Source organism: Ruegeria sp., from assembly GCF_028066395.1.
GTDB lineage: Bacteria > Pseudomonadota > Alphaproteobacteria > Rhodobacterales > Rhodobacteraceae > Ruegeria.
This window is the reverse complement of record NZ_JALCBM010000003.1, coordinates 91,151-108,553: the sequence shown is the minus strand read 5'-3', so window position 1 is coordinate 108,553 and position 17,403 is coordinate 91,151. Positions and strand designations below refer to the sequence as shown.

22 protein-coding genes are annotated in these 17,403 nt (G+C 62.3%); 3 read left to right on the top strand and 19 right to left on the bottom strand.

The genetic code is table 11. The annotated features are described in order from the left end of the window. Positions 1–5 precede the first annotated feature (5 nt). The 11 genes from MPJ51_RS02010 to MPJ51_RS01960 form a co-directional block, all read right to left on the bottom strand. Positions 6–671 (bottom strand): phage tail tape measure protein, encoded by a 666-nt coding sequence (locus tag MPJ51_RS02010; protein ID WP_298381313.1) that lies wholly within the window; start codon positions 669–671, stop codon positions 6–8. Then, positions 655–867, bottom strand: coding sequence for a rcc01693 family protein (locus MPJ51_RS02005; protein WP_298381312.1), 213 nt, complete (start codon positions 865–867; stop codon positions 655–657). The genes MPJ51_RS02010 and MPJ51_RS02005 overlap by 17 nt, the downstream gene beginning before the upstream one ends. Further along, on the bottom strand, positions 864–1,184 hold the full coding sequence (locus MPJ51_RS02000; protein WP_298381311.1) for a gene transfer agent family protein: 321 nt from the start codon (positions 1,182–1,184) through the stop codon (positions 864–866). Before MPJ51_RS02000 ends, MPJ51_RS02005 begins: the two co-directional genes overlap by 4 nt. A 5-nt stretch (positions 1,185–1,189) precedes the next feature. Further along, positions 1,190–1,603, bottom strand: coding sequence for a phage major tail protein, TP901-1 family (locus MPJ51_RS01995; RefSeq protein WP_298381310.1), 414 nt, complete (start codon positions 1,601–1,603; stop codon positions 1,190–1,192). A gap of 20 nt (positions 1,604–1,623) precedes the next feature. Next, entirely contained in the window at positions 1,624–2,037 is a 414-nt protein-coding gene (locus tag MPJ51_RS01990; protein WP_298381309.1) for a DUF3168 domain-containing protein, read from the bottom strand. Next, entirely contained in the window at positions 2,034–2,375 is a 342-nt protein-coding gene (locus tag MPJ51_RS01985; protein WP_298381308.1) for a head-tail adaptor protein, read from the bottom strand. Before MPJ51_RS01985 ends, MPJ51_RS01990 begins: the two co-directional genes overlap by 4 nt. Next, on the bottom strand, positions 2,372–2,971 hold the full coding sequence (locus tag MPJ51_RS01980; protein WP_298381307.1) for a head-tail connector protein: 600 nt from the start codon (positions 2,969–2,971) through the stop codon (positions 2,372–2,374). The genes MPJ51_RS01985 and MPJ51_RS01980 overlap by 4 nt, the downstream gene beginning before the upstream one ends. 170 nt (positions 2,972–3,141) lie before the next feature. Next, positions 3,142–4,320, bottom strand: coding sequence for a phage major capsid protein (locus MPJ51_RS01975; RefSeq protein ID WP_298381306.1), 1,179 nt, complete (start codon positions 4,318–4,320; stop codon positions 3,142–3,144). Between the two features lie 35 nt (positions 4,321–4,355). After that, a complete protein-coding gene (locus MPJ51_RS01970; RefSeq protein ID WP_298381305.1) occupies positions 4,356–4,901 on the bottom strand; it encodes an HK97 family phage prohead protease in 546 nt (181 codons plus the stop codon). A gap of 26 nt (positions 4,902–4,927) precedes the next feature. After that, on the bottom strand, positions 4,928–5,146 hold the full coding sequence (locus MPJ51_RS01965; protein WP_298381304.1) for a hypothetical protein: 219 nt from the start codon (positions 5,144–5,146) through the stop codon (positions 4,928–4,930). After that, positions 5,139–6,299, bottom strand: coding sequence for a phage portal protein (locus tag MPJ51_RS01960; RefSeq protein WP_298381303.1), 1,161 nt, complete (start codon positions 6,297–6,299; stop codon positions 5,139–5,141). The genes MPJ51_RS01965 and MPJ51_RS01960 overlap by 8 nt, the downstream gene beginning before the upstream one ends. A 992-nt stretch (positions 6,300–7,291) precedes the next feature. Here MPJ51_RS01960 and MPJ51_RS01955 point away from each other — a divergent pair. Further along, on the top strand, positions 7,292–7,732 hold the full coding sequence (locus tag MPJ51_RS01955) for a carboxymuconolactone decarboxylase family protein (protein ID WP_298381302.1): 441 nt from the start codon (positions 7,292–7,294) through the stop codon (positions 7,730–7,732). On the opposite strand, the gene MPJ51_RS01950 is transcribed toward MPJ51_RS01955, so the two are convergent. Continuing rightward, on the bottom strand, positions 7,729–8,955 hold the full coding sequence (locus tag MPJ51_RS01950) for a terminase family protein (protein ID WP_298381333.1): 1,227 nt from the start codon (positions 8,953–8,955) through the stop codon (positions 7,729–7,731). The genes MPJ51_RS01955 and MPJ51_RS01950 overlap by 4 nt on opposite strands. Positions 8,956–9,528: 573 nt before the next feature. Continuing rightward, a complete protein-coding gene (locus MPJ51_RS01945; RefSeq protein WP_298381301.1) occupies positions 9,529–9,903 on the bottom strand; it encodes a VOC family protein in 375 nt (124 codons plus the stop codon). 40 nt (positions 9,904–9,943) lie between these two features. Here MPJ51_RS01945 and MPJ51_RS01940 point away from each other — a divergent pair, with 40 nt between their 5' ends. Then, entirely contained in the window at positions 9,944–10,480 is a 537-nt protein-coding gene (locus MPJ51_RS01940; protein ID WP_298381300.1) for a winged helix-turn-helix transcriptional regulator, read from the top strand. 278 nt (positions 10,481–10,758) lie between these two features. Beyond that, the gene (locus MPJ51_RS01935; protein WP_298381299.1) at positions 10,759–12,024 is read left to right on the top strand and encodes a DEAD/DEAH box helicase; all 1,266 of its coding nucleotides are present in this window, start codon (positions 10,759–10,761) and stop codon (positions 12,022–12,024) included. 58 nt (positions 12,025–12,082) lie between these two features. Here MPJ51_RS01935 and mltG read toward each other — a convergent pair whose 3' ends face one another. From mltG to fabG, 6 genes are all read right to left on the bottom strand, one after another. Continuing rightward, on the bottom strand, positions 12,083–13,240 hold the full coding sequence (mltG, locus tag MPJ51_RS01930; protein ID WP_298381298.1) for an endolytic transglycosylase MltG: 1,158 nt from the start codon (positions 13,238–13,240) through the stop codon (positions 12,083–12,085). Continuing rightward, a complete protein-coding gene (fabF, locus tag MPJ51_RS01925) occupies positions 13,241–14,506 on the bottom strand; it encodes a beta-ketoacyl-ACP synthase II (RefSeq protein ID WP_298381297.1) in 1,266 nt (421 codons plus the stop codon). A 194-nt stretch (positions 14,507–14,700) separates the two neighbouring features. Continuing rightward, positions 14,701–15,444 (bottom strand): 1-(5-phosphoribosyl)-5-[(5-phosphoribosylamino)methylideneamino] imidazole-4-carboxamide isomerase, encoded by a 744-nt coding sequence (locus MPJ51_RS01920; protein ID WP_298381296.1) that lies wholly within the window; start codon positions 15,442–15,444, stop codon positions 14,701–14,703. Between the two features lie 123 nt (positions 15,445–15,567). Continuing rightward, entirely contained in the window at positions 15,568–16,107 is a 540-nt protein-coding gene (locus MPJ51_RS01915; RefSeq protein ID WP_298381295.1) for a GNAT family N-acetyltransferase, read from the bottom strand. Between the two features lie 138 nt (positions 16,108–16,245). Beyond that, positions 16,246–16,479, bottom strand: a complete 234-nt coding sequence (locus MPJ51_RS01910; RefSeq protein ID WP_008756330.1) for an acyl carrier protein — start codon at positions 16,477–16,479, stop codon at positions 16,246–16,248. Between the two features lie 180 nt (positions 16,480–16,659). Then, on the bottom strand, positions 16,660–17,397 hold the full coding sequence (fabG, locus tag MPJ51_RS01905) for a 3-oxoacyl-[acyl-carrier-protein] reductase (RefSeq protein ID WP_298381294.1): 738 nt from the start codon (positions 17,395–17,397) through the stop codon (positions 16,660–16,662). Positions 17,398–17,403: the final 6 nt, after the last annotated feature.

Here is a 17,403-nt window from a genome sequence, read left to right as displayed (position 1 = left end):
CTGATTTACCTGTTGCGATTGCCACGGCTCAGCGCGCGGCTCATTTGCGCCGCGATCTGACCTTGTGAGCGGTTGAAGCCCTGCACATCGGGCGTCGTGATGTTCATCACCACGTTGACAGCACCCCCGCCGCCCGAGGTCCGCACCCCCAGCTTGCCGTCGGGACCGCGCGCCAGCGGCATGATCGCTTCGGGCCCCGCCTCGCCCATCAACCCGGTGCCGCCGCGCATCGGGAAGGTGGTCGGGCCACTGACCACACCGCCATTGGCAAAGGGCATCACCCGCCCCTGGCTGAAACTGCCGCCATTGGCGAAGGGCAAAATCCCCTGCACCAGCCCTCCGACCGTGTTCGAAAGCAAACCGCCGAAGTGATCCGTCACCGGCTTGATCGCCGCCGCATAGGCCGTCTGGATCAGTGAATTCTTCAGAATATCCAACGCACCCGACAGGTTCATCCCGTCCAGCACCACGCCATCAAACGCCTTGCGCAGCCCGCTGGACATGCCGCGTTCCAGCGTGGCGGCATCCTTGCCGGTCTCTTCAAAGGCCGCGCTGATGCGCTTCATCTGGCTGTCAAACGCCGCCGCCATCGTCGCGGCATCGCCCAGCGCGTCCCCCAGCGCCTCGCCCCGCTCTTGCAGGTCGTCCAAACCGTCACGATCCGTCGTCATCACGCTCTCCTTGTGTGTTGTCCGGATAGGCCGAAAGCAACGCGTCCAGCCCGGCCCGGTTCATCGCGGGCATGCCCGCGCCCTGCCCCAGCATCAGCCGCAGCTCGGCCGGGGTCAGACGCCAGAACTGATCCGGCGTCAGTCGCAGGCCCAGAAATCCGGCGCGCATCAGCACGGGCCAGTCGAACCCGCTCATGCCTGATCCGGCACCATGAAGGCGCGGGCCAGCAGTTCCGCCGCCGCGCGGGCGCCCACCATCGGACCGCCCGCAATCTCGGCGCGCAGCAGGTCAGCGCGGGTCACATCCGCCCCACCGCCACGCAGCCCGGCCACGATCAGCGCCAGCACATCGCCGCTGGAATAACTGCCGCCCTCGAACCGCTGCACCAGTTCCACCAGTGAACTTGCGCCCAACTCCTGTTCCAGTTCCGCCAAAGCGCCCAATGTCAGCTTGAGCACCCGCCGCTCCCCGTCGATGGTCAATGCCACCTCACCCGTCCACGGATTGGCCATCTGGGTTACAGCGCCGTAAAGGTCAGGGCACCGGCACTGGCCAGGCTCATCTCATAGGTGGCCTCGCCGTTATACGAGCCCGCATATTCGATGCCGGTCACCTGAAACACCCCCTGCACGATGCCGAAATCTGGGATGATCACCTGAAACTCGGGCGTCTCGCCATCAAAGAACAACTGCCGAGCGCGTTCGTCCGTGCCTTCGTCCTTGAACACGCCCGAACCCGAGATCGAGGCCGATTTCACCCCCGCCCCCGACAGCAGCTCGCGCCAGCCGCCCTGGCTTTCCAGCGTGGTCACATCCACGCTTTCGGCGTTGAAACTGATCCGCGTGGCGCGCAGGCCCGCGATTGTCTGGAACAGGCCAGTGCTGTCCATATCCACTTTGACCAGCAGGTCCTTACCGTTCTGGGCACCCATATGCTCTCTCCAATGATTGCTTAATCGTCTTCCACGCGGGCGCGGAATCTCAGGTCGATCTGGCGGATCGTGCCGCCGGTTCCAGTGCGCCGGGCCGAGGCGCGCTCGAACCACAGCCCCACCAAACGCCCCCGGCTTAAGGTCAGCGCCGCGTCTTCCAGCGCATCGCACACCGCCCCGGCCAGCGTCTTGGCGGCGCCAAACCCGGCAGCCTCGGACACGACCGAGACCGTGAACCGATGCACCGCCCCTGCGCCGGACCGGTCCGAGGCTTCACGCACCTCCTCCGGCCCCAGTGTCACATAGGTCTGCGGCACCGCCCCAGCGGGCACCGCATCATAGATCGCGCCACCGGACAGGGTACTGACTTGCGCATCGCCGATCAGCTGTTGAAACACTGCCGTTTGCAGCGCGGCTGAAACGCCGTAACTCATGCCGCCACCTCTTCATCTGCAAAACAGGTCAGGTACTGGCCACCCGGATCACGCTCGGCCACCGCGCGGATGACGAACAGCCGCCCGCCCTCGCGAAACCGCTGGTCTGGCGCGGGCCGCATCGAGGATCCCTCGGGCGCGCCTCGCACCACGATCCGATAACTGGCGCGCGAGATCGAAGCCTCGCCGATCTGCCGCTCGGCCCCGGTGCCGCGCACCGTCATCTCGACCCAAAGCGTGCCCTGCGCGGCCCAGCTTTCGGTATACCCCCCGGCGCCATCGGCCACACGCATCGGGGCCTCCAGCACCAGCTTGCGGTTCAGATGAGGCGCCTTCATTGCGCCACCCCGGCACCGAAACGCACCATCCGGTAGCGCTGGATCAGGCTGGTGACGCCAAACGGCATGCACCCGGCGGCCAGCGCGGTCTCGTTGCGGTATTCGTAGTAATGCGCCGCCAGCAGCAGCACCGCCTGCCCCAGATCAGCGGGCAAGTTGCCCCAATCCGCAGCCATCCCGGCGGTAAAGGCGATCTTCACCGACCCGCCCGGCGCAATCGCAGGCAAAGCCGAGCCGGACGCCCGCAGCCGGGGCCGCTGACTGTCCGCCTCCAACCGATAATCAGCGGGTGCAATAACTGTCTCGGCACCCGCCGCATCGGTTACCGTCACCGCATCAACCACCGTGACCGGAGCCACCGGCAACACCTCGGCCGTCCGGTCACGCCACCCGTTCAAATCCCAGGAAAACGCGCGTTCGATCAGCACCTTGCCCGTGCGCGCCTCAATCGCCGCAATCGCCGCGCGCAGAAAACCCTTCAACACCTCGTCCTGCACGCTGTCCTCGGCAAACCCCGTGCCCAGCCGCAGATGCGCCTTGAACTGATCCACCGGCAGCGCCGCATCCGCGATGGCGGTTTCTTCGATCAACATCATCCATTCACTCCGCAATCTCGGACCCCTCCGGGGGCCACTCAGGAAAATGACGGGCACGCGCCGCCCCACGTTGCTCGGACGGAGGGGAGCAGCTAGACAACGCAGGGGATCTCACCCCGGCCCGCGCCCGCCGTCCCGAGGGGCCTCAGGCCCCCCGGTTTCAGCCCGCGTTAGGCGGTGCCGAATTTCACCAGCTTGATCGCGGCAAAGTCGCTCACGTCGCCGCCCACGCGCTTGGTCGCGTAGAACAGGACATGCGGCTTGGCGCTGAACGGATCGCGCAGCACGCGCAGATCGGGACGCTCAGCAATGGTGTAGCCCGCCTGGAAGTCGCCAAAGGCAATCGAGAAACTGTCGCTGCCCGCATCCGGCATGTCCTCGGCGATCAGCACCGGATAGCCCATCAGACGCGCAGGCTCACCGGCGGCCAGACCATCCGACCACAGGAAGCGGCCATCGCTGTCCTTCAGCTTGCGGATCACACCGGCGGTCTTCGAATTCATCACGAAGGTGCCATTGACCCGGTACTGCGCGCCCAGCGCATAGACCACATCGACGATCGCATCCGCATCGACACCACCGTCAATCCCGGTCGGCACATAGCCAATATTGCCCCAGGCCCAGACGTCATTGTCGACCTTGGCATGGTTCAGAATGCCATTAGGCTTGTCCGCACCGTCGCCCGAAATAAACGCCGCCGCTTCGGCCCGCGCAAACTTGTCGGCAATGCGACCGGCCAGCCAGCCCTCGACATCAAAAGCGCTGTCATCCAGCAACCGCTGCGAGGCTTTGGGCAGCGCGCTCAGCTCGTGCAGCGCGATGGAAATCCGGTCAATCGACGGGGTCGCCGTCTCGGTCGCAGCGGCATTTTCATCCGCCCAACCGGCACCCACATCAGTATGGTCGATCAGCACATCGAACGAGTTCGCCTCGACATTCACCACCGACGCAATCGACCGGATCGAGGCGGTGGATTTCAGCACCGACTTGATGATCTCGGCGGTCTGCGGATCGACCAGATAGCCGCCATCGCTGTTGACCGCACTGGACAGAGATTTCGACTCCATCTCAAGCCCGCGCAGCCCGTCATCCTCGCCCGACCGTACATAGGCGTCGAATGCCTTCTGGTGTGGGGCACCGTCCTCAATCGAGGCCGCAAGATGCGGGCGTGCCGCGATGGTTGATTTACGATCCAGCATGGTCAGTCGCTCTTCTGTCTGTTGCAGTTTGGTTTTAACTTCAGCCTTCAGGCCCTTGAATTCATTCACGAAGCCAGCCATCGCCTGCTTCACCTCCTGAACCAGGGGCGCACCCTCTCCGGTCAAGGCCGGGGTCTCGGTCTTGCTCATCAGCATGTCCTGTTTTTGGGTGGGTTTGAGGCGCGCTAGGTCCGCGCCAGCTCCTGCCGGGCGTCATTGAACACCTCAGCAATACTGCGCCAGGTGTTCTCGGCATCGGGGTCCGTCCCCTTCGCCGCCACCCGCGCACTGGGCAGCATCGGGAAGGTCACCAAGGACACCTCCCACAGCTCCAGTTCGGTCAGGACCCGCTGGCCCTTGTCATTCTTCACGGCCCGCTTGGTGCGATAGCCAATCGACAGCCCATCCATGGCCCCGGCGCGGATCAGTTCCGCCGCCTCGCGGCCCTTCTGCGTGCTCTCCAGCAGACGCCCCTTGACCCACAGGCCCATGTCGTCCTCGCGCACCTCGTCCCAGACACCGATGGGCTGCGCCGGATCGTGCTGCCACAGCATCTTGACCCGCTGACCCGCCTTGACCAGCCCCTCCAGCGAGGTCCGATAGGCCCCTTTCTGCACCACATCGCTGCCCTGATCGACCTGACCAAACAGGCTGGCATAGCCTTCGATCACTGCGTCATCGGACACCGACAGCCCATCTCCGAACCGTGCGAATTTATGTTCCAAATCCATCAACTTCTCCACGCAAAGCACTGAATTCATGGCGCAACCGTCAGGAACGACTGAACCGCCTGCGCCAGGATCACCGCCGCCACGCCATACACCGTCAGCCACAGCCGCCGATCCAGCCGCTCCATCATTTCCTCGATCTGATCCAGCCGCCGACAGAGGTGAGCATGCTGGATCTCGGCCACCCGCTCATGCGCCGCCAGACGCAGACCCGGCGCGCATTCGAACGGCGGATACCCCTCAGCCATCCGCACGCTCCGGCAGCCCCAGCAACGCGCGTTTTTCGGCATCCGTCAGGAAGTCCGCCCCGCTAACCCGCGCCCATTGCGCATCCCGCTCAGCCGACAACGCAGGCACCTGATCCAGATCGGGTTTCAGCACCATCTCCTCGCCGGTGAAGCCTGCCAGCCAATCAGCCACCGCCGCCGCCACCCGCGTCACCAGAGGCAGCACGGTCAGACGGTAAAACGCCCGGTTGGCCTCCTGATAGTTCGAATAGGTCGCGTCGCCTTGAATCCCCAGCAGCATCGGCGGGACCCCAAAGGCCAGCGCGATCTCGCGGGCGGCGGCTTCCTTGGTCTTTTGAAACTCCATATCGGACGGAGAGAACCCCATCGGCTTCCAATCCAGCCCCCCTTCCAGAACCATCGGCCGCCCAGCATTGCGCGCTCCGCGATAGTTCTGCTCGATCTCATCCGAGAGACGCCGGAACTGATCCTCGGCCATCACCCCATGGCCATCGCCCTTCCACACCAGCGCCCCCGAAGGCCGCGCCGCATTGTCCAGCAGCGATTTCGACCACCGCGACGCGCTGTTATGCACATCAATCGCCATCGCCGCCGCCTGCATGGGCGAGAACCCATAATGGTCATCCTGCGGGTGGAACGATTTGATATGGCAGATATTTTCCGCCGCAAACCGATGTTTCTTGCCACCAACCACATAGTCATAGGCCTTGGGCCACCCATCTGCGCCGGGCACCACGCTCATCCGGTCAGAACGCAGCACATGCAGCTCAACCGGCAGGCCTTCCTCGGCCTGCACCGCCTCGACATAGGCATTGCCAGACAGCAACAACTGCCCGAACAGCGCCTCCATCAACTCCGCCCGCCCTTGCGCCGCATTCGGACGACGCATCAACGACAAGATCGGATGCACATCGAACCGCTGCGCCTGATCCTGCAGCACCAAGGGTAAAGCCGCCGCCGCCTCAGCAATCAACTTGACCGAGCGGAACCCCACCGGGTTCCCCGAAAACCCCGTCCGCGTCAGCGTCACCGTGTCCCGCGGGCTCCACGCCACGCGCCCGCCCGTCTGCCACGCCACCACAGGCCCCGCCGCGCTCGCCTTTGCCTCGGGCGCTTCCCCAGCCGATCCACGACGCAAGAAATCGAATACCATCTGTGCTCCTTTCTGCCGCCGCTCTGCCCGGCTTGTTGAAAGGAGTTATGACGGAAAGAAGTTTAAGGCTCGGGAATGGGGCGTGCGGGGGGTAGGCAACGGGTACAGGGGCAGCATACACACGCAAAGGTTGCCATCGAGCTAAATAGCTGCATAGCTTAGCTGATAAGACATTGCTTAGGTTTGATTTTTGACACCGCATTTTCGCTTAAAGCTACAGAAAACTCTCAACGTACTGGGGGGAAGCCTTCTATTTTTGATCCTTGCTTTAGTCCTTTACGACATGAAAGTCGGCGTCGAATACAAAAATGTACGCGTGGTCGACATTGTCCAAGCTCCCGGTAAATCGATGAACGACAGGTTGGTCATCGTTGATTTGGGCGATAGGCACTGGCCAATCCGCACATCGGACAGGCTGCTTGTTGTTCGTAAGGGCAGTTTGATCTGCGTCGCTCGTCAAAAGGTGCTGCTACGACGTTGGACTCGATACTCGTTAGAACTGCCTGGTTATTGCCGCAATTCTCTCGCAGACATAATTGATCGTTCGTCTCTAGAGCACCCGCACCCTAGGCCGCCGATACGCCCCCGCAGGTCTCACGACTAACTCATGCAACGCCCAGACCAGCGCATCGACCCTGTCTGGTGAGCCCTGCCTTTAGAGTCATCTGGCTCATCCGCTCCTTCAACGCGCCCAGTCCGGCCAGGCACTACAAGAACTCAGGCGTCCTCAAGAAATTGTGCTTGCACAGGGCCGTATCAGTGGCACTATTCTCGTTGTCCGCGCTCTCCCCATCCGATAGGCGTCGAAGCTCGGGAATGAAATTAGGCGAGGCCGTAAAATTCCCCTCCCCACCAAACACATGACCAATCGGAGATCTCGGTTGACCCAACGCATCCCCCCAGTTTCATCCGCCACTCAAACCCAACGCCAAAAGACTGCCCGTGACAAGGTACGCGCGACTTGGGGACGTGATCTGAATATCAGCGATGCAATGGCCCATAACCCCAAAGTCCTCGAAGGGTTCCTCGCCTTCTGGACCGCGCTGGACCAATGCGGACTGTCTCATGAGGACCGCGAGGTCATCTGCATGGAAATGGCCGTCCGTAATGGATGCCATTATTGCGTCCCCGCCCATCTCAACATGTCAGAGGCGCGCGGAGTAGATATGGAGATGATCACCCGTATCGCCTCGGGAGAACGGCTGCAGGGTGACAGCCGCGCGGCCAAACTGCAGCATCTGGTGCAGCGTCTGGCCGATACAGGGGGTCAACTGTCGGACGCCGAACTGGCGCAGGCGCTAGAGGATGGGTTCGACCACAGCCAACTGGTCGCCATCGTCGCCGAAATCGCCCATTGCCATTTCACCAACAGCTTCAACCGCTTGGCGCAGACCGCACCCGACCCGCATTTCCCGCCCTTTCCGAACGGTTAGAGCACCCGAACCCTCGGTCGCCGATACGCCCCCGCAGGGCCGACCATCAACTCATGCAACGCCCAGACCAGTGCGTCGACCCGGTCGGGCGACCCCTGCCCCTCGAACCCGCGCGCGGTCATCTGGCACATCTGCTCCTCCAGCGCGTCCAGCCCGGTGACATGCGCCACCCGCCCCTGCTCGTACAGGGCCGCCACAGGCTCTGCCCGCGCCACCTTGCCGCGTGACGCCCGCACCGCGCGAAACGGGACCAGAGGGTCCACCTGCCGCACCACCTCTTCCACCAGTTGCCCGCCCTGATTGACCTCGGCCACCAGCCGCTCGGCCCCAAACTCATCCATCGCGTCAATCGCCGCCTGCGCCCAGCCCGCCGGGCCAACGCCCTGCACAGTTCGGTCAGCCAGCACAAAGGCACGCCAGCCCTCGGGCGGCCCCTGTAGCTGCGCACCCACAACCACAATCCCACAGGCATCCGCATCCGACCCCGCCGTCACCGCCGGGTCCAGCGCCACCACAATGCGATCCAGTTCCGGCACAGTCTCAACCCGCGCCGCATCCAGCATCGACCCGGTCCACAGCGCCCCTTCGGCATCCGACAGCAGCACCCCATCCAACTCCTGCCGCCCCAACCGCGTGCCTGCATAGCACGCGCGCACCTCCTCCAGAAACGACCCGGCCAGATTGGCCCGGTTCGCCTCGGTCGGCGCATGGGTCTGCACGGTGGAGGGCGACGCCAGCAATTCCTTCAAAACCTTCACATTACGCGGCGTCGTGGTCACACAGACGCGGGGCTGATCCCCCAACCGCAACGCAAATTGCAGCATGTCCCAGGTCTCCCCGGCCTTCTTCCACTTGGCCAACTCATCCACCCAGGCCGCATCGAACTGAGGCCCCCTCAGCCCCTCGGGATCATGCGCTGAAAACGCCTGCGCCTCGGCCCCGTTGGGCCAGATCAGCTTGCGTTCCGTTGCCTTCCACGTGGGTCGACGATCCGGCGGCGAACATCGCAAAATCCCGCTATCGCCAAAGATCATCACATCGCGCACCTGATCGAAGGTCTCGCCAACCAAAGCGACCCGACTGGCAGCGCCCCGATCCAGCGGCAAGGACCCCTCAACCATCGACCGCACCCATTCGGCCCCGGCCCGCGTCTTGCCCGCACCACGCCCGCCCATGATCACCCAGGACCGCCAGTCGCCTTCGGGCGGCAGCTGATGCGGCAGCGCCCAGAACTCAAACAGGAAAGGGAGGGCACACAGCCCTCCCTCCCCGATCTCACTCAGAAATCTGTCCCGAACCGCAGCAGGCGCGGAGGCGAGCCAACCTGCACCCAACCTCAAATCGAGCGCGCTCAAGGTCGAGCGCATACCCCCCTTGGGCAATTCCGGCTTGTCTGTGATGTTGTTCGACAAAGCTTGTCTCCACTTTCTGACAACTTCGGATCAGCCCCTCTAACTGCCCGAGTTGCTTGGCTGAACCAGCAAGATCTGCATCCTCCCCGGTGCCGATCTGTTTGCGCAGGTCTTCCGCCGCTTGCCGCAGATCGCGAATGGACCTCTCAAGGGACTGCAACAAGTCAGCCGTCTGAGAAATCCGCTCTTCCGGGGTAATCAAAGTCATGTTTGCCTGTGACCTCATGCGTGAGTGATCTCCGCACGAGAGAAACGAAAAACGGCCACCGGGTCGCCCCGGGGCCGTCGCCCACCTCTTCTAGCATGACACAACCTATACGAGAGAAAGCCCGCAAAGTCAAGGTTTTACGCAACACAGGGCGCAACAGGAACCGAACGGTGTGGTTAGCCTCCGGTAAGATCCTGCGCCAACATCATGGCGTTCTTGTCGGGGTCATAGAAGGTGGCCGTGCTGACCATCCCCTCAATCGTTTCCGTTGCACCGTCAAAGGCAACCCCATCAGCCTCCAACGCGGCCCGCGCCGCGACGATGTCAGCGACTTCGAACACCGGAACGCTATTACCCGGCGAGGGTTCTGCCTGCTCTCCCAGACCCAAGGTCACGCCGTCAACATTGGTTCGCATTTCGCTCCACCCCGCTTCGTCCATATGGTGGATCAGTTCAAACCCAAGCTTTTCGGCATACCAATCCGCGCTGACGTGGCGATCCCGAACCGAGATCGCCAGCGTGATCGTGTTTTTCAATGTTACAACAGACATCCGGCTTTCCTTTAAACTAAAAATAAAGTAGCTATACTTTATGGACATTAGTATCCTTGTCAAGCTGACGTCCCGTGCATGGTCGCTGAACATTCTGGCCCTTCTCCATTCGGGCGCACCCGGGCGGCAAGCCCCTCTGCTCGCGGCCACCAGCGCCAGCAGAACGGCCTTTGCGGCCAGCCTCGATCACCTGATCCAGCTTGGCTTCTTGGAACGAAACCCGGGCCACGGACACCCTTTGCGCCCGGAATTCCGGCTCACCCCCGCAGGGGCCGAGGCCGCCAGAATGGCCAACGCGATTGTCAACACAGTACCGGATGACAACGCGTTCAAATTGCTGCGGAAGACCTGGACAGTGCCAATTCTGGCGTTGACCGGCACACCCCATCGTTTCTCAACCATCAAATCAGAACTGGCACCCATTACGGATCGGGCTCTTTCGTCTTCGCTGCAGCAACTGGAATCGCGGGATTGGATTCAGCGCGACATTGAGACCACCGCGCGGCTGCCATTCCCAACGTACAAGGCGGTGCGAACAGGCCTGACTATCCATCAGGCTGTGGGCCTGACGGTTTAGAATGAACCAACCTCGGGCTTGACAATCCGTCCCACAACCCGCATGTGCCCCCAAATACAGCGCTACCGCGTGAGCATCGGCAGGCCGATCCTGCCCCATAGCGCCCCTTTTAACCCCCAGTTCCCCTTCACGCAGGGTTCTTGACGCGATGGCCGGATGGTGCAGGAACCGCCTGTATGTCCCGAGGTCTCGCACAACCCCTGCCGGTCGCGCATCCGCGTGACCAGACACGTCTCGTCCGTTCGGCATTCAGCCAACGGGCCGTAAAGGATAGATATTTGTTCGACTTCGACATGCTGGGCCTCGCACCGGCCCTGAACGACGCGCTGAAACGCGCGAATTTTTCACAGCCTACCCCGATTCAGAACCAGGCCATTCCGCTGGCGCTGAACGGGCATGACATTCTGGGGCTGGCTCAAACCGGCACCGGCAAGACGCTGGCCTTTGGCCTGCCCTTGATCGACCACCTGCTGGCCCAGCCCGGCAAGCCCGATCCCAAGACCGCCAAGGCACTGATCCTTGCCCCGACCCGCGAACTGGTCAACCAGATCGCCGACAGCCTGCGCACTCTGACCCAAAAGACCAAGCTGCGTGTGGCCACCGTGGTTGGCGGCCAGTCGATCAACAAACAGATCATGTTTCTGTCCCGCGGCACCGACATTCTGGTCGCCACGCCGGGCCGTCTGATCGACCTGATGGAGCGTGGCGCGGTCGACCTCGGCTCGGTTCGCCATCTGGTGCTGGACGAAGCCGACCAGATGCTCGATCTGGGCTTCATCCACGCCCTGCGCAAGATCGCGCCCGCACTGGGCACCCCGCGTCAGACCATGCTGTTCTCGGCCACCATGCCAAAACAGATGGAAGAGCTCAGCCGCGCCTATCTGACCAACCCGCAGCGGGTACAGGTCTCCCCCCCCGGCAAGGCGGCGGACAAGATCACCCAATCGATCCATTTCGTCAGCAAACCCGAGAAACCTTCGAAACTGCGTGAGATCCTGTCGCAAGACCTCGACGCCCTGACGCTGGTTTTTTCCCGCACCAAGCACGGGGCCGAAAAGCTGATGAAAGGGCTGGTGGCCGATGGCTACAACGCAGCCTCGATCCATGGCAACAAAAGCCAAGGGCAGCGCGACCGGGCGATCAAGGCGTTCCGCGCGGGTGAGATCAATATTCTCGTCGCCACCGATGTGGCCGCGCGTGGCATCGACATTCCCGGCGTGGCCTATGTGATCAACTACGACCTGCCCGAGGTGCCCGACAACTATGTCCACCGCATCGGTCGCACCGCCCGCGCCGGGCGCGAGGGTGAGGCGATTGCTTTCTGTTCGGCCGAGGAAGTTGATCTGCTGCGTCAGATCCAAAAACTGATGAAGATCGAAATCCCGGTTGCCAGCGGCACCATGCCCGAACCGGTTGACGCCCCGAAACCTGCGCGCCGTCAGGGCAACCGCCGCCGGGGTTTCAAGCCCAAGGCACTGTCAGACGGGCAACAGCCCGCCGCTTCAAAACGCCGCCGTCCGCGCCGTCGTCGGCCTGCCGCATAAAAAAGACCCCTTCGATGCCGGACATCGAAGGGGCCGCATTCAAACCTGAATGTCCGGATCAGTTGCCCGAGTTCTGCTCGGCTTCGATCTCACGCCATTTGGCGACATTGCGGTTATGTTCCTGCAGCGTCTCCGCAAAGGCGTGCCCGCCGGTGCCATCGGCCACGAAGAACACGTAATCGGTGTTATCCGGTGCCACGGCAGCCTGCAGGCTGGCCAAACCCGGATTGGCAATCGGTGTCGGCGGCAGCCCGTCGATCTGATAGGTATTCCAAGGCGTTGGCCGGTTCAGTTCACTGCGACGCAGACCACGACCCAGCACGCCTTGGCCCTTGGTCACGCCGTAAATCACCGTCGGGTCCGTTTGCAGGCGCATACCCTGATTCAAGCGGTTGACGAAGACGCTGGCCACCTGCCCCCGCTCATCCGGGACAGCGGTTTCCTTTTCGATGATCGACGCAAGGATCAACATCTCTTCGGCATTGGCCAGCGGCAGCCCGTCTTGCCGCCCTTCCCAAACCGCATCGATCCGCAATTTCTGCTTGTCCTGCATTGCCTGCAGCACCGCGTTGCGATCCTGCCCCGGTGCAATGTCATAGCTGTCGGGGGCCAGCATGCCCTCGGCCGGAACCTCAGTCACCTCACCGGTCAGCGCATCAAACGCTTTCAGCGCCTCAACCACCTGCCACGAGGTCACGCCTTCGGCCAGAGACACGCGATATCGCGTATCCGCATCCTGCCGCTTGTCCGTATAGGCCGCAGGGACTTCGTTGCCAGTGTTGTCGAACGCGGCGACCTCGACAAACTCCAGCGTTGCCGGGTTCAACTCGCGTACACGGGTCTGGGCGCGGGTCACGCCGATGCGGTATTCGATCTCGGACCCGCAGGTGCTGGCGCCGCTGCTGGTGATCTCATCGATGATCTGCTGCATCGAGGCACCTTCATGCACCAGAAAGCTGCCCGCCTTCAGCTGCTGCGACTTGTCGGTGTAATCAGCCGCCATGCGGAACAGCGTGGCGCTGTGGATCGCGCCCTGATCCTCAAGGTTGCGGCTGACTTTGGTCATGTTCGAACCGCTTTTGACCTGCAGGCAAATGGCGGTCTGCAGCGGGCCCTCGGCCTTGTATTGCGACTGACCCCACAGGATCAGACCGCCCATCAGGAACAAGCCAACCACCAGCATGGTCAGCGCGTTCGATGCCAATGCCCGCCACATTTAGCTGACCTTTCCGAAGATCACACTTGCATTGGTGCCGCCGAACCCGAACGAGTTCGACAGGGCCACGTTGATCTCACGCTCACGCTTTGCGTTCGGGGCCAGGTCAATCGGCGTTTCCACCGCAGGGTTGTCCAGATTGATCGTCGGCGGCGCAACCTGATCGCGGATCGCGAGGATCGAGAAGATCGCCTCAATCGCGCCCGCAGCCCCCAACAGGTGCCCGGTGGCGGATTTGGTCGAGGACATGGTCGCGTTGCCCGCATGATCGCCCAGCAGCCGTTCCACCGCGCCCAGTTCAATCGTGTCGGCCATGGTCGAGGTGCCATGGGCGTTGATGTAATCCAGATCCTTCGGCTCCAGCCCGGCGCTGCGCAGGGCGGCCTTCATCGACCGTTCCGCACCATCACCATCCTCGGACGGCGCAGTGATGTGATAGGCGTCTCCCGACATGCCATAGCCCAGTACCTCAGCGTAAATCTTGGCACCGCGCGCCTTGGCATGTTCGTAATCTTCCAGAACGACAATGCCTGACCCTTCGCCCATGACGAACCCGTCGCGGTCGACATCATAGGGGCGGCTCGCCTTCTTCGGATCGTCCGCATATTTGGTCGACAACGCTTTGCAGGCGTTGAACCCGGCAATGCCAATCTCGCAGATGCAGCCTTCGCCGCCGCCTGCGACCATCACATCCGCGTCGCCTGCGCGGATGATGCGGCTGGCATCGCCAATGGCGTGGGCACCGGTCGAACACGCGGTCACGACCGAATGGTTCGGTCCCTTGAACCCGTGACGGATCGACACCTGACCCGAGGCCAGATTGATCAGCGCGCCGGGGATAAAGAACGGCGACACCCGACGCGGGCCTTTGTCACGGATCAGATTGGCGGTGTTGGCGATGGATCCAAGCCCACCGATCCCTGACCCGATCAGAACGCCCGTGCGCAGGCGATCTTCTTCGTCCTCGGGCAGCCAGTTCGCGTCCTTGCAGGCCATCTCGGCCGCTGCGATGGAATAGAGGATAAAGTCCTCGATCTTGCGCTGCTCTTTCGGCGGCATCCAGTCATCTGGGTTGAACGTGCCATCGCTGCCATCCCCGCGCGGAACTTCGCAGGCATAGGTGGTAGCGACCCCGCTTGCCTCAGCATCGAACTGAGTGATCGGGCCCGCACCGGACTGACCGTCCAGCAGCCGCGACCACGTTTCCTCGACCCCGCTGGCCAAAGGAGTGACCAATCCCAGACCGGTTACGACGACTCTGCGCATGAAAATGCCTCTTGCCTGCTTGCTGTTTATGAGAACCGCTCATACCCCGGCCCGGGGTCCGGGGGCAAGAGCCACTGCGCAATCCCTTGCGCCATCACGCCGACAACACCGCTTGCCTCGGGTCGATCTTGCCAAAAACAACCCGCCTCGCCTCAATATGGGACGAAAGGCGGGCACATCTTCCAACCGGCGGATTACTGAAACTGCGCCACCGGTTCGTGAGAGGTTTTTGCAACGTCCAGCGCCGCATCCAAGCTCAGCGTCTTGCGGAACAGGGCACGTCCAACAATGGCCCCCGCGATGTTCTGAATATAGGCCAGGCGAGAGATGTCATCCGTCGTCCGCACCACACCGCTGGCAATAACCGGCGTGCGGGATTGCTTGGCCAACCCCGAGATCAGCCCCAGCTGCGCTTCGACATCCTCCATGTCGCTGTCGATATCGGTGACCACGATGGCGGCAAAGGGTGCATCGGCAAAAGCCTCCAGAAACGCCTCAGCGGTAAAGGCACTCTGGCTGCGCCAGCCTTCGGTCATCACATAACCCTGCCATACATCCACCGCCAGGACGATTTGGTCGGGGTAAAACTTGGCCAATTCCTTGACCAGATGCGGATCGCGGGCCGCCAGAGTCCCGACCACAACACGCCCTGCCCCCTTGTCGATCCAATGTTCGATCCTTTCACGGGTTCGCATGCCGCCGGCCAGTTGAACCGGCATCTCGGCCGAGCGAATGATTTCTTCAACCAGCGCGACATTGGTGTCACGCCCTTCGATCGCATCGAAATCGGTCAGCTGCATCCACTCGGCCCCTGCCGCAGACCAGCCGCGCGCAGTTTCGATCGGATCGACATGCCAGATCATCGCTTCATCCAGACGGCCTTTTTCAAGTGTCACACACTTGCCGTTCTGCAACTCCATCGTGGGGAAAATCATCATGACCCATATCCTCCGCTGAATCATCCGGGACTTCCACGATAGCATATGGGCGGCGCGCGGTCTCAAATCTCTTGAGATCGGCACAGCAGATTCATTTTGCGGCAAAATGAGACCTGACGTGTTTCACGCCCGGGCTGGTGGCCCGTTTCTGCGATACAGATGCACCGGCGTGTCGCGATATTCCGCTTCGCGCAGCAGGTCGTATCCCAGCTTGATCGCTAGATTACGCGACGGCGCATTGTCGGCATCGACCAGCGCGACCAGCGGGCCGGGGATCACCCGGTCGAACCAGTCATGGGCGGCCTTGGCGGCCTCATACCCATAGCCCTGCCCTTGCCCTTCGGGCGCCAAAACCCAGCCAGCCTCGGGGAAGTCGTCAAAATCCGCGCCCAGACAGCGGTTGCCGTAGAAAAACCCGGCCTGCCCGATCAGCGTGCGATTCGATTGCAGCACCACGCCCCATTGGCCAAACCCGGTCATCTGCCAATGGCCTGCGTTGCGCAGAAAGGACTCCCACGCCTCGCCCCGCGTTTTCGGAGTGCCACACACATGGCGCACCACATCCGGGTCGCGCCAAATCTCTGCGAACCGCCCGAAATCCTCGGGTCGCATCGCGCACAGCGTCAGCCGTGCCGTGTTGATCATCGGGGTGGATCTTATCATGCCCTTGCCCGCCTGAATTATGCCTCACCGGGCAGATTGCGAGCGGGCCGGGCACCGCGCAAGGGTAAATTCCTGCACGGCATAAAAAAACGGCGCCTCCGTTGCCCGGAAGCGCCGCTTTTATCTCAGGCGATGCGCTTAGGACGCTTCGCTGATGAACTTGACCGCGTCGCCGAAGGTCTGGATGGTCTCGGCTGCGTCATCGGGGATTTCGATGCCGAACTCTTCTTCGAAGGCCATAACCAGCTCAACGGTGTCCAGGCTGTCCGCACCCAGATCGTCGATGAAGGACGCGTTTTCGGCAACCTTGTCCTCTTCCACACCCAGATGCTCAACAACGATCTTTTTAACGCGATCTGCGACGTCGCTCATGTCTATTCCTCATTCCTTTTCAGGGCGGTCCGCCCGGTTCTGCCCTTGCCGGGCGGTTTGGGTCCCGGCTGACCGGGAAATCAGAGAACCGGCCTTTTCGACCGGCCCCTGCGCATGTGCGCCGCCTATAACACAGACAACGCATAAGGCAAACGCTTTCGCGCCTGCCTCAGGTTGCGACTACAACATGGCCATACCGCCATTCACATGCAAGGTGCTTCCCGTAACATATCCCGCTTCGGGGCTGGCCAGATACAAAACGGCAGCCGCGATCTCGCCCGGCTCGCCCATGCGTCCGGCGGGAACCTGCTGCAGCAGACCGGCTTTCTGGTCGTCCGTCAGTTTCTCGGTCATCGCCGTGGTGATAAAACCGGGCGCCACCGCATTCACGGTGATCCCGCGGGTTGCGACCTCATGCGCCAGCGCCTTCGAGAAGCCGACCATACCGGCCTTGGACGCCGCATAGTTCGCCTGACCGGGGTTGCCGATCGATCCCACAACGGACGAGATATTCACGATCCGGCCCCAACGCGCCTTCATCATGCCGCGAATGACACCTTTGCACAGTTTCATGGTCGAGGTCAGGTTCACGTCCAGAACGCTCTGCCATTCGTCATCCGACATGCGCATGAACAGGTTGTCCCGCGTGATACCCGCATTGTTGACCAGAATATCGACCGATCCCATCGCCTCCGCCGCTTGTTTCGGCAGGGCGGCAACAGCCTCGGGGTCGCTCAGGTTGCAGGGCAGGACATGGGCGCGCTCGCCCAGCTCATCCGCCAGCGCCTGCAGCGGCTCGACCCGTGTGCCGGACAGACCTACTGTTGCGCCCGCGCCATGCAGGGCGCGCGCAATATCGCCCCCGATACCACCCGAAGCGCCGGTGATCAGCGCGTTCTTACCTGTCAAATCAAACATTCGGTT

Bases quoted from the DNA above. Each gene is read 5' to 3' on its own strand.
- MPJ51_RS02010 (WP_298381313.1), bottom strand. From the start codon at position 671: ATGACGACGGATCGTGACGGTTTGGACGACCTGCAAGAGCGGGGCGAG.
- MPJ51_RS02005 (WP_298381312.1), bottom strand. From the start codon at position 867: ATGAGCGGGTTCGACTGGCCCGTGCTGATGCGCGCCGGATTTCTGGGC.
- MPJ51_RS02000 (WP_298381311.1), bottom strand. From the start codon at position 1,184: ATGGCCAATCCGTGGACGGGTGAGGTGGCATTGACCATCGACGGGGAG.
- MPJ51_RS01995 (WP_298381310.1), bottom strand. From the start codon at position 1,603: ATGGGTGCCCAGAACGGTAAGGACCTGCTGGTCAAAGTGGATATGGAC.
- MPJ51_RS01990 (WP_298381309.1), bottom strand. From the start codon at position 2,037: ATGAGTTACGGCGTTTCAGCCGCGCTGCAAACGGCAGTGTTTCAACAG.
- MPJ51_RS01985 (WP_298381308.1), bottom strand. From the start codon at position 2,375: ATGAAGGCGCCTCATCTGAACCGCAAGCTGGTGCTGGAGGCCCCGATG.
- MPJ51_RS01980 (WP_298381307.1), bottom strand. From the start codon at position 2,971: ATGATGTTGATCGAAGAAACCGCCATCGCGGATGCGGCGCTGCCGGTG.
- MPJ51_RS01975 (WP_298381306.1), bottom strand. From the start codon at position 4,320: ATGAGCAAGACCGAGACCCCGGCCTTGACCGGAGAGGGTGCGCCCCTG.
- MPJ51_RS01970 (WP_298381305.1), bottom strand. From the start codon at position 4,901: ATGGATTTGGAACATAAATTCGCACGGTTCGGAGATGGGCTGTCGGTG.
- MPJ51_RS01965 (WP_298381304.1), bottom strand. From the start codon at position 5,146: ATGGCTGAGGGGTATCCGCCGTTCGAATGCGCGCCGGGTCTGCGTCTG.
- MPJ51_RS01960 (WP_298381303.1), bottom strand. From the start codon at position 6,299: ATGGTATTCGATTTCTTGCGTCGTGGATCGGCTGGGGAAGCGCCCGAG.
- MPJ51_RS01955 (WP_298381302.1), top strand. From the start codon at position 7,292: ATGGCCCATAACCCCAAAGTCCTCGAAGGGTTCCTCGCCTTCTGGACC.
- MPJ51_RS01945 (WP_298381301.1), bottom strand. From the start codon at position 9,903: ATGTCTGTTGTAACATTGAAAAACACGATCACGCTGGCGATCTCGGTT.
- MPJ51_RS01940 (WP_298381300.1), top strand. From the start codon at position 9,944: ATGGACATTAGTATCCTTGTCAAGCTGACGTCCCGTGCATGGTCGCTG.
- mltG (WP_298381298.1), bottom strand. From the start codon at position 13,240: ATGTGGCGGGCATTGGCATCGAACGCGCTGACCATGCTGGTGGTTGGC.
- fabF (WP_298381297.1), bottom strand. From the start codon at position 14,506: ATGCGCAGAGTCGTCGTAACCGGTCTGGGATTGGTCACTCCTTTGGCC.
- MPJ51_RS01920 (WP_298381296.1), bottom strand. From the start codon at position 15,444: ATGATGATTTTCCCCACGATGGAGTTGCAGAACGGCAAGTGTGTGACA.
- MPJ51_RS01915 (WP_298381295.1), bottom strand. From the start codon at position 16,107: ATGATAAGATCCACCCCGATGATCAACACGGCACGGCTGACGCTGTGC.
- MPJ51_RS01910 (WP_008756330.1), bottom strand. From the start codon at position 16,479: ATGAGCGACGTCGCAGATCGCGTTAAAAAGATCGTTGTTGAGCATCTG.
- fabG (WP_298381294.1), bottom strand. From the start codon at position 17,397: ATGTTTGATTTGACAGGTAAGAACGCGCTGATCACCGGCGCTTCGGGT.